General features: G+C 69.3%; 13 protein-coding genes. All 13 read right to left on the bottom strand.

Annotated features, from left to right (window positions below; genetic code table 11):
• Positions 1 to 8 precede the first annotated feature (8 nt).
• Entirely contained in the window at positions 9 to 1,745 is a 1,737-nt protein-coding gene (locus tag QM708_RS00220; protein ID WP_415103232.1) for an S-layer homology domain-containing protein, read from the bottom strand.
• A 162-nt stretch (positions 1,746 to 1,907) separates the two neighbouring features.
• On the bottom strand, positions 1,908 to 3,662 hold the full coding sequence (locus QM708_RS00215) for an S-layer homology domain-containing protein (RefSeq protein WP_415103230.1): 1,755 nt from the start codon (positions 3,660 to 3,662) through the stop codon (positions 1,908 to 1,910).
• 119 nt (positions 3,663 to 3,781) lie between these two features.
• Positions 3,782 to 4,972 (bottom strand): methionine adenosyltransferase, encoded by a 1,191-nt coding sequence (metK, locus tag QM708_RS00210; RefSeq protein WP_415103228.1) that lies wholly within the window; start codon positions 4,970 to 4,972, stop codon positions 3,782 to 3,784.
• Positions 4,969 to 6,195 (bottom strand): bifunctional phosphopantothenoylcysteine decarboxylase/phosphopantothenate--cysteine ligase CoaBC, encoded by a 1,227-nt coding sequence (coaBC, locus tag QM708_RS00205; protein ID WP_415103226.1) that lies wholly within the window; start codon positions 6,193 to 6,195, stop codon positions 4,969 to 4,971. Before coaBC ends, metK begins: the two co-directional genes overlap by 4 nt.
• 25 nt (positions 6,196 to 6,220) lie before the next feature.
• On the bottom strand, positions 6,221 to 6,559 hold the full coding sequence (gene rpoZ / locus QM708_RS00200; RefSeq protein WP_415103224.1) for a DNA-directed RNA polymerase subunit omega: 339 nt from the start codon (positions 6,557 to 6,559) through the stop codon (positions 6,221 to 6,223).
• Between the two features lie 26 nt (positions 6,560 to 6,585).
• Positions 6,586 to 7,137, bottom strand: a complete 552-nt coding sequence (gene gmk, locus QM708_RS00195; protein ID WP_415103222.1) for a guanylate kinase — start codon at positions 7,135 to 7,137, stop codon at positions 6,586 to 6,588.
• Positions 7,134 to 7,457, bottom strand: coding sequence for an integration host factor, actinobacterial type (gene mihF / locus QM708_RS00190; RefSeq protein ID WP_415103220.1), 324 nt, complete (start codon positions 7,455 to 7,457; stop codon positions 7,134 to 7,136). The genes gmk and mihF overlap by 4 nt, the downstream gene beginning before the upstream one ends.
• 63 nt (positions 7,458 to 7,520) lie before the next feature.
• Positions 7,521 to 8,327 (bottom strand): orotidine-5'-phosphate decarboxylase, encoded by an 807-nt coding sequence (gene pyrF / locus QM708_RS00185; protein ID WP_415103218.1) that lies wholly within the window; start codon positions 8,325 to 8,327, stop codon positions 7,521 to 7,523.
• On the bottom strand, positions 8,324 to 9,400 hold the full coding sequence (locus QM708_RS00180) for a quinone-dependent dihydroorotate dehydrogenase (RefSeq protein ID WP_415103216.1): 1,077 nt from the start codon (positions 9,398 to 9,400) through the stop codon (positions 8,324 to 8,326). Before QM708_RS00180 ends, pyrF begins: the two co-directional genes overlap by 4 nt.
• Positions 9,397 to 12,732: a carbamoyl-phosphate synthase large subunit gene (gene carB, locus QM708_RS00175; RefSeq protein WP_415103214.1), complete on the bottom strand. Its 3,336-nt coding sequence runs from the start codon at positions 12,730 to 12,732 to the stop codon at positions 9,397 to 9,399. The genes QM708_RS00180 and carB overlap by 4 nt, the downstream gene beginning before the upstream one ends.
• Positions 12,732 to 13,886 carry a glutamine-hydrolyzing carbamoyl-phosphate synthase small subunit gene (carA, locus tag QM708_RS00170; protein WP_415103212.1) on the bottom strand — a complete coding sequence of 385 codons (1,155 nt, stop codon included), beginning with the start codon at positions 13,884 to 13,886 and terminating at the stop codon, positions 12,732 to 12,734. The genes carB and carA overlap by 1 nt, the downstream gene beginning before the upstream one ends.
• Positions 13,887 to 13,900: 14 nt before the next feature.
• On the bottom strand, positions 13,901 to 14,365 hold the full coding sequence (gene nusB, locus QM708_RS00165) for a transcription antitermination factor NusB (RefSeq protein ID WP_415103210.1): 465 nt from the start codon (positions 14,363 to 14,365) through the stop codon (positions 13,901 to 13,903).
• Complete coding sequence (gene efp / locus QM708_RS00160; protein WP_415103208.1) at positions 14,362 to 14,931, bottom strand: elongation factor P; 570 nt, start codon at positions 14,929 to 14,931, stop codon at positions 14,362 to 14,364. Before efp ends, nusB begins: the two co-directional genes overlap by 4 nt.
• Positions 14,932 to 14,950 lie beyond the last annotated feature (19 nt).

Below are 14,950 nucleotides of genomic sequence, written 5' to 3'. Positions count from 1 at the left end.
CGGGCATCCTAACCGCCGCGCGGGCCGGACCGGAGCACCGGCGCGGGGTTGCCGAGCCTGCTCGTGGCACGATGCATGAATGCCGCCATCGCATCGCGGTTGACCGGTTGGGTGGGCCGGTATTCGGCGCCACGCGAGGTGGTCCATCCGGTCGAGATCCCGGTGGCGGCCAGCCAGGCCATCTCGGCGCCGAACTGGGTGCCGTTCCCGACGTCGACGAACGGGCGCTTGGCGGGCGTCTTGGTTTTGGGTGAGCCGTAGAGCCGGTGCAGGTAGGCCGCCATCGCGTCCCGGGTGATGGGTGCTCGGGGCCGGAAGGTCCGGTCCTGGTATCCGGTCGCGATGCCCGTCGCCGCGAGCCAGCTGATCTCGGTGTAGAAGGCGTCGCTCGGCTGGACGTCGCGGAACGGGGAGGTCTCGGGTGCGGTGAACTCGGGTGATCCGCTCAGCCGGTAGAGGAAGGCCGCCATCGCTTCACGCGAGATCGGCTGCAAGGGACGGAAGGTCCCGTCCGGCCATCCGGTCGAGATGTCACGGGTGGCCAGCCAGCGGATGTCGCTTTCGAAGGACATTCCGGGCGGCACGTCGCGGAACCGCGGGTAGCGGACGGCGTTCATCAGCGTCTTGACCCGGGCGCGAATGCTGCCCAGCTTCTCGTAGACGTATTTTCCCGGGCAGACGGTCGCGTTCTCGTCCCGATGCCCCGAGATGGCGCGCAGGGCGGTGTTACCGCCGTCCTGACCCCCGGAGCCCCAGGTCGCGCCGTACGGATCGACGCCGTGCATCTGCAGTTTCCAGGCGATCACCTGGCTCGTGGTCTCCAGCGCCGCAGCCGAGGGACGCACCGTGTCGTAGTCCCCCATGATCGAGAGGCCGAAGGTGCGCGCGTTCGTCTCGCCCCAGGCGTGCCCGCCCTGGATCGGCTGGTTGATGCCGCCGCCGCGGCCCTCCCACGCACGCCCGAACCGGTCGACGAGGACGTTGTAGGCGATGTCGTTCCAGTCGCGTCCGTTCACGTGGTAGGCCTGGATGGCGCGCAGCAGCGCCGGCACTTGGGCTGCGGTGTAGTCGTTGCTGCCCGCGGTGTGGTGGATCATCGCGCCGGTCACCTGGCCCCGGGTGTAGTCGTACTGGCGCAGCGACTCGTCCGCACCCCACGCCCGGCGGCTCAGGATGCGCGGCGAGTCCCAGGCGAGGTCGGACGCCCGCGCGTCGGCGGCGGTCACCGCGGACGTGTGCACCTGCAGGGTGGCCGGTGCGGACGCCGCGAGCGCCACCACCTCGACCGCCTCAGCGCCGGAAACATCGACCGGGACGGTGCTGGTGGTCGGGTCGCCGGCAGTCCCGTCGTCCTCGATCCCGACCGCCTCCCACGTGGTCGGGGTGCCGTCATGGACCGTGCGCAGGAACACCTGGCCGGGGTCGGCGCCGGAGTCGACCACCACGGCGGCGATGGCGACCTCCTGCGCCACCTCCTGCCGCGCGAAGGCCGCCTCGGGGGACGAGGCCGCCCGGGCCGCGACACCGGCGGTGGACGGTAGCGCAGGCACCTGGATGCCGTCGGGCACGGCGCCGAGGGTGACCGAGGTCGATGAGGATGTCGACCGGTCATGGGGGGCGGACGCCGCCGGCATCGCTTGAAGGCAGGCACCGGCGACGGCCAGGGCGGTGACGCCGGCGAAGACACGCCGCCACCGGACGTGCCTGCTCTCGTGAGGGGGTGGGAACGAATGAGCGTTCTGCATGAAGTTGTTCTCTATTTCAGGGTGGGGGGAAGGGCGCGATCCTCACCGGATCACGTCCCTTGAGAAGCTACCCACCACGGTCGGCGGCGAGGTGCCGTCTCATGAGCCTCCCCTGCGCGCGAACAGGCCGCGCCACGTGTCGTACCGGCGGTGCGCCGTCAGCTACGGCGTCGTCTTCACGTCGACCGGTTTGTTCCGGTTCACCGTCGTGCCGTCCCCCAGCAGCCCGTACTTGTTGTACCCCCAGCACTTCGCGGTGCCGTCGCTCATCACCGCACAGGTGTGATCGGCCCCGGCGCTGATCGCCGCGACGCCGCTGGTCAATCCGCTCACCTGGGTGGGCACGAAACGGACCGCATGGGCGCCGTCACCCAGCTGGCCGCTTTCGTCGTCACCCCAACACTTGGCCGCACCGGAGGTGGTCACCACGCAGATATGGCGAGACCCTCCCTCGATTGACGCGACCCCGCTGGTCAACCCGCTCACCTGAACCGGGGTCCGTCGATAGGTCGCCGAGGGCTCGCCCAGTTGCCCATGCGCGTTGGTTCCCCAACATTTCACTGCGCCCGCGGTGGTCAATACGCAGGTGTAGGCATGTCCGCCGACAATCGTCGACACGGGGGCGTCCATCACCGTCATCTGGACCGGCACCATTCGGTAGGTCGTGCTGCCTTCGCCCAGTTGGCCGTAGCCGTTGTATCCCCAGCACATGACCGTGCCGGTGGAGGTGATCGCGCACGTGTGGTCGGTACCACTGGCCAGCGCCGTGACCCCGCTGGTGAGCCCGCTCACCTGCACCGGTGCCCGGCGGGCGATCTGGGTGCCGTCCCCGATCTCGCCGTACTCGTTGGAGCCCCAGCATTTGACGGCTCCGCCGGAGGTCAGGGCGCAGGTGTGATAGTCGCCCCCGGCGATCGCCGTCACGCCGCCGGTGAGTCCGATCACCTGCACCGGTGTGGGACTGTTCACGATCGGAGTGCCATTGCCCAGTGCGCCGCCGTATCCCCAGCATTTCACCGCGCCGGACGCCGTGAGCGCACAGGTGTGGTTGCCGGTGCCGGTGATCGCCTTGACCCCGCCGGTGAGCCCGACGACCTGCACGGGCTTGTGACGATTGGTGGTGGTGCCGTCGCCAAGTTGGCCCTCTTCATTGCGGCCCCAGCACTTCACGGCGCCGTCGATGGTCAGACCACACGTATGGAACCGACTGGCGTTGATGGCCTGGAACTGCTCAGGATGCAGGTCCGGCACCAGTCCTTTGTCGTCCAGCCGGTACATGAATGCGGCCATCGCGTCGCGGGCCACCGGCTGCAACGGACGGTACTCATACCTCCCACCGCCGACATCCCACCCGGTCGAAATACCGTTTCCGGCCAGCCAGGCCATCTCTTTGTAGAACAAGGCCGACGGTGGGACGTCACTGAACGGTGAGGTGGACGGTGCGGTGAACGCAGGAGAACCCGCCAGCCGGTACATGAATGCGGCCATCGCGTCGCGTGCCACCGGCTGCAACGGACGGTACTCATACCTTCCACCGCCGACATCCCACCCGGTCGAAATACCGTTTCCGGCCAGCCAGGCCATCTCTTTGTAGAACAAGGCCGACGGTGGGACGTCACTGAACGGTGAGGTGGACGGTGCGGTGAACGCAGGAGAACCCGCCAGCCGGTACATGAATGCGGCCATCGCGTCGCGTGCCACCGGCTGCAACGGACGGTACTCATACCTCCCGCCGCCGACATCCCACCCCGTCGAAATACCGTTCTCGGCCAGCCACATGATCTCGTCGTAGAACTTCGTTCCCGGCGGCACGTCGGTGAAACCGGGGGTGGCGGCGACCGCAACCGGCGACATGATCACACCCACACCCATCATCACGCCGGTGATCCATCCGACGAGGACCCTGATTCCACGCATGGTGCGCCTCCTGCCTGCTCCTGTGCCCGCAAGGAATACCCCAGAGTAAGCCTCAGCGCCCTGAAGTCGCAGGTGAGATGCGGCGAACTGAACTGTTGCACCGCTCCCGCGGTGGTTGATCAGCCCCGGACGGCGGCGGCCAGCGCGTCGGCGCGGTCGGTGCGCTCCCAGGTGAGTTCGGGAAGCTCGCGGCCGAAATGACCGTAGTTGGTGGTCAGCGAATAGATCGGGCGCAGCAGGTCGAGATCGCGAATGATCGCCGCCGGACGCAGGTCGAACACCGACAGCACGGCGTCGTTGATCTGCTCGACCGGCACCTTCTCGGTGCCGAAGCACTCGGTGTAGAAGCCCACTGGATGGGCGCGGCCGATCGCGTAGGCGACCTGCACCTCGCAACGCTCGGCCAGGCCGGCGGCGACCACGTTCTTCGCCACCCAGCGCATCGCATAGGACGCCGACCGGTCCACCTTCGAGGGATCCTTGCCCGAGAACGCGCCGCCACCGTGGCGGGCCATGCCGCCGTAGGTGTCGACGATGATCTTGCGGCCGGTCACCCCGGCATCGCCCATCGGACCGCCGATGACGAACTTGCCGGTCGGGTTGACGAAGGTCTTGTGGCCGGTGGAGGCGATCGGGTAGCGCGCCAGCACTGGGCGGATCACGTGCTGCAGCAGGGCGTCCTTCACCACACCGTCGCGCCAGGCCTCTTCGGTGTGCTGGGTCGACACCACGACCGTGTCGACCCGAACGGGCTTGTCGCCGTCGTATTCGATGGTGACCTGGGTTTTGCCGTCGGGCAGCACCCAGGGGAGTTCGCCAGTGCGGCGCACCTTGGCCAGCCGCTCCGAGAGGCGGTGCGCGATGTCGACCGGCAGCGGCATCAGCGTGGGCGTGTCGGTGCACGCGTAGCCGAACATCAGGCCTTGGTCGCCGGCGCCCTGGCGGTCGAGGGCGTCTGAGGATGAGCCGTCGCGCACCTCTTCGGCATTGTCGACGCCCTGGGCGATATCGGGGCTCTGGTTGCCCAGCGACACCAGGACGCCGCAGCTCTTGCCGTCGAAGGACGCCGCCGCGCGGTCGTAGCCGATGGCCAGGATCCGCTGGCGGGCGATGCTGGCGATGTCCGCATACGCCTCGGTCGACACCTCGCCGGCGACATGCACGGTGCCGGTGGTGACCAGGGTCTCCACCGCCACGCGGCTGCCGAGATCCTGGGCGAGCAGGGCGTCGAGGACGGCGTCGCTGACGGCATCGGCGACCTTGTCGGGGTGGCCTTCGGTGACCGACTCCGACGTGAACAGACGACTCACGGATTCTCCTTCAGACCGGACGCCACCACGGCGTCCCAGATGCGGTGGGCGATGACAGCCTTGTCGCCTTGAGCGGACGCGACGGTGCCCCGGGCGTCGATGACGGCGACCGAATTGTCGGGGCGCCCGAACACGGCACCGCCCGAGACGTTGTTGAGCACGAGCAGGTCGCAGCCCTTGCGGGCCAGCTTCGCGCGGCCGAGCGCCATCAGTTCGGTGTCGTCGGCGGCGGTCTCGGCGGCGAACCCGACGATGACCTGCGCGCGCGGACGCCGTGCGCTCAACGTGGCCAGCACGTCGGTGGTCTGCCTCAGCCGCAACTCCAGCCCGGCGTCGCCGTCCTTCTTGATCTTGCCCGCGCTCACCTCGGCGGGGGTGAAGTCGGCCGGCGCCGCGGCCATCACGATCGCGTCGGCGTCGGGTTGCAAGGCCAGCATCGCCTCGGCCAGGTCACCGGTGGAGACCACCGGAACGACCGTGCAGCCTGAGGGCAGCGGTTGGGTCACGTTCGCGGCCACCAAGGTGACCCGCGCCCCGCGCAAGGACGCCGCCCGCGCCAGCGCGATCCCCTGCAGTCCGCTGGAGGCGTTGCCGAGGAAGCGCACCGGATCGAGCGCCTCATGGGTGCCGCCGGCGCTGACCACGACATGACGCCCGGCCAGGTCGCGTGTACGGACGGCATCCACGGTCGCGGCATCGTCGAGCAACGACACGCACACCGCGGCGATATCGGACGCCTCGGGCAGCCGGCCCGGCCCGGAATCGGCGCCGGTGAGGCGTCCGTCGGCCGGATCCATCACCAGCACGCCGCGGGAGCGCAGCAGCGCCACATTGGCCTGGGTGGCCGCGTGCAGCCACATCTCGGTGTGCATCGCGGGCGCCATCAGCACCGGGCAGTGTGCGGTGAGCAGCACGTTGGTGAGCAGATCATCGGCGCGCCCGGACGCCGCCCGCGCGAGCAGGTCAGCGGTGGCGGGCGCCACCACGACCAGGTCGGCGTGCTGCCCGATCCGCACGTGCGGCACCTCATGCACGGCCTCGAAGACCTGCGTGTGCACCGGGCGACCGGACAGCGCTGCCCAGGTGGCCTCACCGACGAACGCGAGCGCGTTCTCGGTGGGCACCACGGTCACCTCGTGCGCGGACTCGGTGAGTCGCCGGAGCAGCTCGCACGCCTTGTAGGCGGCGATGCCTCCGGCGACACCCAGGACGATTCGGCTCACGGACGCACCGGAGAAGGACTGGCGCTCAGGCCAGGTCGGAAGCGTCGAACGGATCCAGCTCGAAGTCGGGATCGGCCTCCGCGCTGGCGCGCGCGGCCGCCTCGGCCTCGGGATCGATCTGCGTGCACTCCAGCACGTCGGCGTTGATCTCGCGCAGGGCGATGGTCAGCGGCTTCTCCTGAACGGTGGTGTCGACCAGCGGGCCGACGTTCTCGAGCAGGCCCTCGCCGAGCTGGCTGTAGTAGGCGTTGATCTGACGGGCGCGCTTGGCGGCGAACAGCACCAGACGGTACTTCGAGTCGACCTTGCTCAGCAGCTCATCGATCGGAGGATTGGTGATGCCCTCGGGGACTTGGGTGCTCAATGGAACCTCTTCACTGGAGATTGGGTCTACAAGCCCAAGAAGCTTACCAGTTGGTCGACCGTTGCACCCAACTCGTCGTTCACGATGACATGGTCGAACTCGTCGGCGGCGTCCAACTCGACGCGGGCGGTCTCCAGACGGCGGGCCACCTGCTCGGGGGTTTCGGTGCCGCGTCCGCGCAGCCGTCCCTCCAGCACCGCCCAATCCGGTGGTGACAGGAAGACGAACGTCGCATCGGGCACGGTCTCGCGCACCTGGCGGGCCCCTTGCAGGTCGATCTCGAGGATGACCGGACGCCCGCTGGCGGCCACGTCGCGCACCGCCTGGGCGGGAGTGCCGTAGCGGTGCCGCCCGTGCACGGTCGCCCACTCCAGCAGCCCACCGGAGGCGATCAACTCGTCGAACTCCGCATCGGTGACGAACCGGTAGTGCTGGCCGTCCACCTCACCGGGGCGCGGCGGGCGCGTCGTCGCCGACACCGACACCCACACCTGCGGGTGGTCGCTGCGCAGCCGCTGCACCACGGTGCCTTTCCCCACACCCGCGGGGCCTGAGATCACCGTGATGCCGGGGTTCACTTGAACTCGGCCTTCAGCCCGGCGATCTGATGACGCCCCAACCCGCGCAGGCGGCGGTTGGCCGCGATGTCGAGCTTCTCCATGGCGGCGGTGGCGCGCTTCTCGCCCACCCGCGGCAGGGACTTCAGCAGGTCAACGACCTTGATGTGCGCGAGGACGTCGTCACCGGCGGCGTCCTCCAGCGCCTCGGCAAGGCTTACATCGCCGGCACGCACCTTCGCCTTGAAATCGGCGCGGGCACGGCGGGCCTGCGTCGCGGCGGCCCGGGCAGCCTGGAGCTGCTCGCTGGTCAGCTGGGGGATCGACACTCTCTGCTCCATCGAATCGAAAAACCGGCGTCGGCACGCGTGGGGCGCGGGCCCGAATGAGGCACAGCGTAGCAATCAGGACAGGGTGAAGGTATCCACCTTCGCGCGAAGCGCCGAAGCGTCCGGGCCTGCCTTCAGAATGCTGCGACCGACCATCGGTAGGACATTACTCCACGCGGCGCCGAACAGCGCAGGCAGGTCTTCGATACGGCCGCCCTGGGTGCCGATTCCGGGCACCAGGATCGAGCCGTTGAAGTCGGAGACGTCGCAGGCCAGCGAAGCGTGCGTGCCGCCGACGACCAGGCCGATGGCACGCGTGCGCGCCGAGGTGTTCAGCTGACGGGCCGCATCGATGATCTCCTGCACGACCGAACCTTCGCGGCCCAGCGCCAGCTGCACCTGCCCGCCCTCGGGGTTGGAGGTGCGCGCCAGCACATACACGCCGCGGTCGTTGGCGATCGCGCACTCGTAGGCCGGCATCAGCGAGCCGAAGCCGAGGTAGGGCGACAGGGTGACCGCGTCGCCGGCCAGCGGGGAGCCCTCGCCCAGGTAGGCCTGCGCATAGGCCTCCATCGTCGAGCCGATGTCGCCGCGTTTGGCGTCCACGATCGACAGCGCGCCCGCGGCGCGGATGTCGGCGATCACCTTCTCCAGCACCGCCACGCCCGCCGAGCCGTACTGCTCGAAGAACGCGGCCTGCGGCTTGAACACGGCCACCACGTCGCCGAGCGCCTCCACGATGCCGCGAGCGCAGCGTTCCAAGCCGGACGCGGTGAGGGGCAGCCCCCACGACGACAGCAGGGACGCATGCGGGTCGATGCCGACGCACAGGTTGCCGCGTTGCGCGGTGACTTCCTTGAGCCGCTGACGGTACGTGCTCACCGAACCTCCTCGTTGATGGCGCCCACCAGAGCCGGGCCCGCGTAGATGAAGCCAGTGTAGAGCTGAAGCAGTCGGGCGCCCGCGTCCAGCATCGCGCGCGCGTCGCCGGCGGTCATGATGCCGCCCACGCCCATCACCGGCAGATCGGTGTGCGAGGCGACGTAGCCGACCACCTCGCGGGCACGGACCGTCAGCGGCGCGCCCGACAGGCCGCCGTCTTCGTAGGCCAGCGGGGCGTCGACGGCCGCGAGCCCCTCGCGGCTCAGCGTGGTGTTGGTGGCGATGACGCCGGCCACGCCGTGATCGGACGCCGCGGCGAGCACCTCGTCGATCTGCGGCCAGGTCAGGTCGGGGGCGATCTTGACGAACACCGGCACCGGATCGGCCGGCGACAGCTGGGCCGCCCGCGCGGTGAGCGCGCCGAGCAGGGACGCCATCGCTCCCCCGTCCTGCAGCGTGCGCAGCCCGGGAGTATTCGGGCTGGACACGTTCACCGCGACATAGTCGGCGTGCGGGTGCACGTGATCGAAGCTGGTCAGATAGTCGCCGACGGCGTCCTGCACCGGCACCACCTTCGTCTTGCCGATGCTGATCCCCAGCGGAATCCCGGCCGCGCCATTGCCGCGGAAGATACCGGCGACCGCGAGCCGGTTCGCCAGCGCCAGCGCGCCGTGGTTGTTGAATCCCATCCGGTTCACCAGCCCGCGGGAGGCCTGGGCGCGGAACACCCGCGGCTTGGGGTTGCCCGGCTGCGCCTGCGCGGTCACGGTGCCCAGTTCGGCGAACGCGAAGCCGAGGTGCTGCCAGGCCAGCGCGGCACGTCCGTCCTTGTCCATGCCGGCGGCCAGGCCGACCCGGCCCGGGAAACGGATCCCGGCTACCTCGACCGGCTCGGCCGGAACCCGGGTGAGCGCGCGCATCGCGTCGCGGGCACCGGGGGCGGCGGCCAGGACGCCGAGGGTGGCGATCATGTCCTCGTGGACCTTCTCCGGGTCCCCGCCATGGGAGCGGAACAGCAGCGGCCGTAACAGCCGCTGGTAGCCGTCCTCGACGATCCGGCGACGCCAGCTCACGCGTCCTCCCCCTGCTCCAGCTCGGCGGCGATGGCCGCGTTCCAGCTCTGCAGCGAGCGGACGCCGACCGTGCCGGCCTGGGCCGCCTCGATGCCCTGCACGGTGGCGGCCAGACCCTGCACGGTGGTGATGCACGGGATGTCGCGCATGATCGCCGCCGAGCGGATCGACCAGCCGTCGCGGCGCGGCTGGCCGTCCGGGCTGGCGCCTTGCGGGGTGTTGAAGATCAGGTTGACCTCACCGTTCAGGATGGCGTCCACCACGGTCGGTTCGCCGTTCGGCCCGCGGCCCTGATGCTCCTTGCGCAGCACCGAGACCGGGATGCCGTTGCGGCGCAGCACCTGCGCGGTTCCCTTGGTCGCGACGATCGCGAAGCCGAGGTCGGCCAGGCGCTTGACCGGGAAGATCGCGTGCCGCTTGTCGCGGTTGGCGATCGACACGAACGCGGTGCCGTTCAGCGGCAGGCCGCCGTAGGAGCCAGTCTGGCTCTTGGCGAAGGCGGTGCCGAAGGTGCCGTCCAGGCCCATCACCTCGCCGGTCGACTTCATCTCGGGCCCGAGCAGCGAATCCACCGACGATCCGGCCGAGGTGCGGAACCGGTTGAACGGCATCACGGCCTCCTTGACCGCGATCGGGGCCGCCTCCAGGACGTCCGCGCCGTCCCCTTGAGCGCGCAGCAGGCCGGCCGTACGCAGTTCGGCGATGGACTCGCCCAGCATCAGCCGGGCGCAGGCCTTCGCCAGCGGCGTCCCGGTGGCCTTCGACACGAACGGCACCGTGCGCGAGGCGCGCGGATTGGCCTCCAGCACGAACAAGGTGTCGCCCTGCAGCGCGAACTGGATGTTGATCAGGCCCCGGACGCCGACGCCGCGGGCGATCGCCTCGGTCGAGGCGCGGATTCTGCCGATGACGTCCGCGCCCAGCGTGATCGGCGGCAGGCTGCAGGCCGAGTCGCCCGAATGGATGCCGGCCTCCTCGATGTGCTCCATCACGCCGCCCAGATAAAGCTCGGTGCCGTCGAAGAGGGCGTCCACGTCGATCTCGATGGCGTCGTCGAGGAAGCGGTCGACCAGCACCGGCTGCTGCGGGGTGATGAAGGTGGCCCGTTCGATGTAGCCGGTCAGCGCCTCGTCGTCGTAGACGATCTCCATGCCGCGCCCGCCCAGTACGTAGGAGGGCCGGACCAGCACCGGGTAGCCGATGCTGTTGGCGATGCCGATCGCCTGCTCGGCGGAGCGGGCCATCCCGTACTTGGGCGCGGGAAGCCCGGCGGCCACCAGCACGTCGCCGAAGGCGCCGCGCTCCTCGGCCAGGTTGATCGCCTCGGGCGAGGTGCCGACGATCGGGACGCCGTGGTCCTTGAGCACCTGGGCCAGCTTGAGCGGGGTCTGCCCGCCCAGATGCACGATGACGCCCGCGATCGGGCCGGCGGCCTGTTCGGCGCGGAACACCTCCAGCACGTCCTCCAAGGTGAGCGGCTCGAAGTAGAGCCGGTCGGAGGTGTCGTAATCGGTGGAGACCGTCTCGGGGTTGCAGTTGACCATGATGGTCTCGTAGCCGATCTCGCGCAGGGCGAGCGCGGCGTGCACGCAGGAGTAGTCGAACTCGATGCCCTGGCCGATCCGGTTCGGGCCCGAACCGAGGATCAGCACCGCGGGCTTGGTGCGCGGCTCGACCTCGGTCTCCTCGTCGTAGCTGGAGTAGTGGTACGGCGTCCGTGCGGCGAATTCGGCCGCGCAGGTGTCGACCGTCTTGAACACCGGGGTGACCCCGAGCGCCCAGCGGACGCCGCGGATCACCTCGTCACTGGTCTGGCGCAGCGCCGCGAGCTGGACGTCGGAGAGGCCGAACCGCTTGGCGCGGCGCAGCAGCTCGGGGGTCAGGTTGGGTGCGGCGCCGACGGCCTCGGCGATCTCGCGGATCTGCAGGATCTGGTCCAGGAACCACGGGTCGATGCCGGTGACCTCGTGCAGCTGCTCGATGGTGGCCCCGGCGCGGAAGGCGCGCATCACCAGCTGGAGGCGTCCGTCGTGCGGGCGGGCGGCCGCGGAGAGGATGTCCTCCAGCGGCTCGGTGATCGCGCCGGTGAAATCGAAGGGTGCCTTCGGGTCCTCCAGCGAGCGCAGCGCCTTGTTCAGCGCCTCGGGGAAGTTGCGGCCGATCGCCATCGCCTCGCCGACCGACTTCATGTGCGTGGTCAGGGTGTCTTCGGCGGTGGGGAACTTCTCGAACGCGAACCGCGGCACCTTGACCACCACGTAGTCCAGGGTCGGCTCGAAGGACGCCGGGGTCTCGGCGGTGATGTCGTTGGGAATCTCGTCCAGGGTGTACCCGACCGCCACCTTGGCGGCGATCTTGGCGATCGGGAAGCCGGTCGCCTTGGACGCCAGCGCGCTGGAGCGGGACACCCGCGGGTTCATCTCGATGACGACCATCCGGCCGTTGTCGGGATGGATCGCGAACTGGATATTGCAGCCGCCGGTATCGACGCCGACCTCGCGGATGATCGCGATCGCGACATCGCGCATGGCCTGGTATTCGCGGTCGGTGAGCGTCATCGCCGGCGCGACGGTGATCGAGTCGCCGGTGTGCACGCCCATCGGGTCGAGGTTCTCGATCGAGCAGATGATCACGACGTTGTCGGCCTTGTCGCGCATCACCTCCAGCTCGTACTCCTTCCAGCCGAGGATCGACTCCTCGGCCAGCACCTCGGTGACCGGGGACGCCGCCAGGCCGATCGCGGCCATCTCGCGCAGTTCGGCCTCGTCGTGGGCGAAGCCGGAGCCGACGCCGCCCATCGTGAAGGACGGCCGCAGCACCAGCGGGTAGCCGAGTTCACCGGCCGCGGCCAGCACGTCGTCGAGGGTGTGGCAGATGATCGAGCGCGCCGACTCGGGCTTCACCCCGGGAATGTCGAGCGCGTCGACGATGGCCTTGAACTTCTCCCGGTCCTCGCCGCGCTGGATCGCGTCGAAGTTGGCGCCGATCATCTCGACGCCGTAGCGCTCCAGCACGCCGGAGGTGTGCAGCGCGACCGCCGCGTTGAGCGCGGTCTGCCCGCCGAGGGTGGGCAGGATGGCGTCGGGCCGCTCCAGCGCGATCACCTTCTCCACCATCTCGGGGGTGATCGGCTCGACGTAGGTCGCGTCGGCGAACTCGGGGTCGGTCATGATGGTGGCCGGGTTCGAGTTGACCAGTACCACCCGGTAGCCCTCCTCGCGCAGGACGCGGCAGGCCTGGGTTCCGGAGTAGTCGAACTCGCAAGCCTGGCCGATCACGATCGGCCCGGAGCCGATGACCAGGATCGAGGAGATGTCAGTACGGCGGGGCATCAGTTCTCCTGCGTGGTGGTGGCGCCGGCGGCGTCCATGACGTCGATGAAGCGGTCGAACAGGTAGGCCGAGTCGTGCGGGCCGGCCGCGGCCTCGGGGTGGTACTGCACGCTGAAGGCGCGCACGCGGCCATCCGGCCCGGTGAGCTCCAAGCCCTCCACGACATCGTCGTTGAGGCAGACATGGCTGACCGTGGCGCTGCCCCACGGCGTGTCGGTGGCCCCCTCGAGCGGGGCGTCGACCGCGAAGCCGTGGTTCTGCGCGGTGATCTCGACCTTGCGGGTGCGCAGGTCCATCACCGGCTGGTTGATGCCACGGTGGCCGTATTTCAGCTTGTAGGTGCCGAATCCCAGCGCCCGGCCGAAGATCTGGTTGCCGAAGCAGATGCCGAAGTAGGGCAGGCCGGCGTCCAGCACCGCGCGCAGCAGTTCCACGGCGTCGTCGGCCGCGGCCGGATCACCGGGACCGTTGGAAAAGAACACCCCGTCCACGCCGAGCGCGGTGATGTCGTCGATCGTCGCCGAGGCCGGCAGCACATGCACCTCGATGCCGCGGGCGGCCATCAGCGCCGGCGTCATGCCCTTGATGCCCAGATCGATCGCGGCCACCGTGTGCGTGGGCTCCCTCTCGGGGCGGATGACGACCGGCTCGGCGACGGTCACCTCCGAGACCAGGTTCGCGCCCACCATCGCCGGCTGCTCCAGCACGCGGGCGAGCAGTGCGTTCGCGTCCAGCTCGGTGGTCGAGATGCCGACCCGCATCGCGCCGCGCTCGCGCAGATGGCGGGTGAGCGCGCGGGTGTCGATGTCGGCGATGCCGACCACGCCTTGCGCGCGCAGCACCTCGTCCAGGCTGCGGTTGGAGCGCCAGTTCGAGCGGACGCGGCTGGCGTCGCGCACCACATAACCGGCCACCCAGATCTGCCGGGACTCGTCGTCCTCGTCGTTCCAGCCGGTGTTGCCGATCTGCGGGGCGGTCGCGACCACCACCTGGCGGCGGTAGGACGGGTCGGTCAGCGTCTCCTGATATCCGGTCATGCCGGTGGAGAACACCGCCTCACCGAAGGTTTCGCCGGTCGCGCCGAAGGAAACCCCACGGAATGAGCGACCGTCTTCGAGAACCAACAATGCGGGTACTTCGGTGCGAGGCTCCATGGGGTTGTCCTTCCTCACTCGTCTTCGGGGTCTCCCAGAGCGTTGTCCTGGTTCTGGTCAGAACCGGACGCCGCGAGCCGGCCGGCGGCTGCGGACAGCACCGCGTTCAGGAACGCGGGCGAATCGGGGGTCGACAACTTGGCGGCCAGATCGACCGCCTCCTTGATCGCCACCGGGGCGGGGGTATCGGTGTGCGCGATCTCGTACAGCGCCAGGCGGGCGAGATTGCGGTCCAGGCGGGCCATCCGCTCCAGCGTCCAGCTTCCCGCCAGGCTGGCGGCCAGGACGGCGTCCAGTTCGCGGATGTGGGCGTCGACGCCGTTGACCAGCTCGATCGTGAACGGGCGCACCGGCCCGAGCGCGATCCTGTCGGCCAGCGTCTGGGCGAGCGCGCGGTCGCGCAACTCGCTTTCGTAGACGATGTCGAGCGCGCTCTTGCGCGCCTTCGTCCGCGTGGCGTTGTCGCGGTGCTGCGTCACCCGTTGACCCGGCCGAGGTAGCTGCCGTCGCGGGTGTCCACCTTGACCTTGGTGCCCTGCTCGATGAACAGCGGTACCTGGATCTGCTTGCCGGTCTCCAGCGTGGCGGGCTTGGTGCTCGCCGAGCTGCGGTCGCCCTGCAGGCCGGGCTCGGTGTAGGTGATCACCAGTTCGACCGAGGCGGGCAGGTCAATGTAGAGCGGATTGCCGTCGTGGGTCGCGACGATGGCCAGCTGGTTCTCCAGCATGTAGTCGGACGCCTCACCCACGGTCGCCTCGGGAATGTTCAGCTGATCGTAGGTGGTGGTGTCCATGAAGACGTAGGAATCGCCGTCCTGGTACAGGTACTGCATTTCGCGGCGGTCGACGTTGGCGCTCTCGACCTTGGTGTCGGAGTTGAAGGTCTTGTCGACGACCTTGCCGGTCAGCACATGCTTGAGCTTGCTGCGGACGACGGTGTTGCCCTTGCCCGGCTTGTGGTGCTGGAACCAGGTGACCTGCCACAGCTGTCCGTCGAGGTCGAGGACGGTGCCGTTCTTGAGGTCGTTGGTCGAGATCGTGGGCATGGGTGGTCCTTCCGGCGTC

Origin of the sequence: Propioniciclava sp. (genome assembly GCF_047602245.1) — a bacterium.
In the GTDB taxonomy this organism is placed as follows: Bacteria; Actinomycetota; Actinomycetes; order Propionibacteriales; family Propionibacteriaceae; genus Propioniciclava.
The sequence above is the reverse complement of the archived record's forward strand: the minus strand, read 5'-3'. Positions and strand labels throughout refer to the sequence as shown.

Bases quoted from the DNA above. Each gene is read 5' to 3' on its own strand.
- QM708_RS00220 (WP_415103232.1), bottom strand. From the start codon at position 1,745: ATGCAGAACGCTCATTCGTTCCCACCCCCTCACGAGAGCAGGCACGTC.
- QM708_RS00215 (WP_415103230.1), bottom strand. From the start codon at position 3,662: ATGCGTGGAATCAGGGTCCTCGTCGGATGGATCACCGGCGTGATGATG.
- mihF (WP_415103220.1), bottom strand. From the start codon at position 7,457: ATGGAGCAGAGAGTGTCGATCCCCCAGCTGACCAGCGAGCAGCTCCAG.
- carB (WP_415103214.1), bottom strand. From the start codon at position 12,732: ATGCCCCGCCGTACTGACATCTCCTCGATCCTGGTCATCGGCTCCGGG.
- carA (WP_415103212.1), bottom strand. From the start codon at position 13,886: ATGGAGCCTCGCACCGAAGTACCCGCATTGTTGGTTCTCGAAGACGGT.
- efp (WP_415103208.1), bottom strand. From the start codon at position 14,931: ATGCCCACGATCTCGACCAACGACCTCAAGAACGGCACCGTCCTCGAC.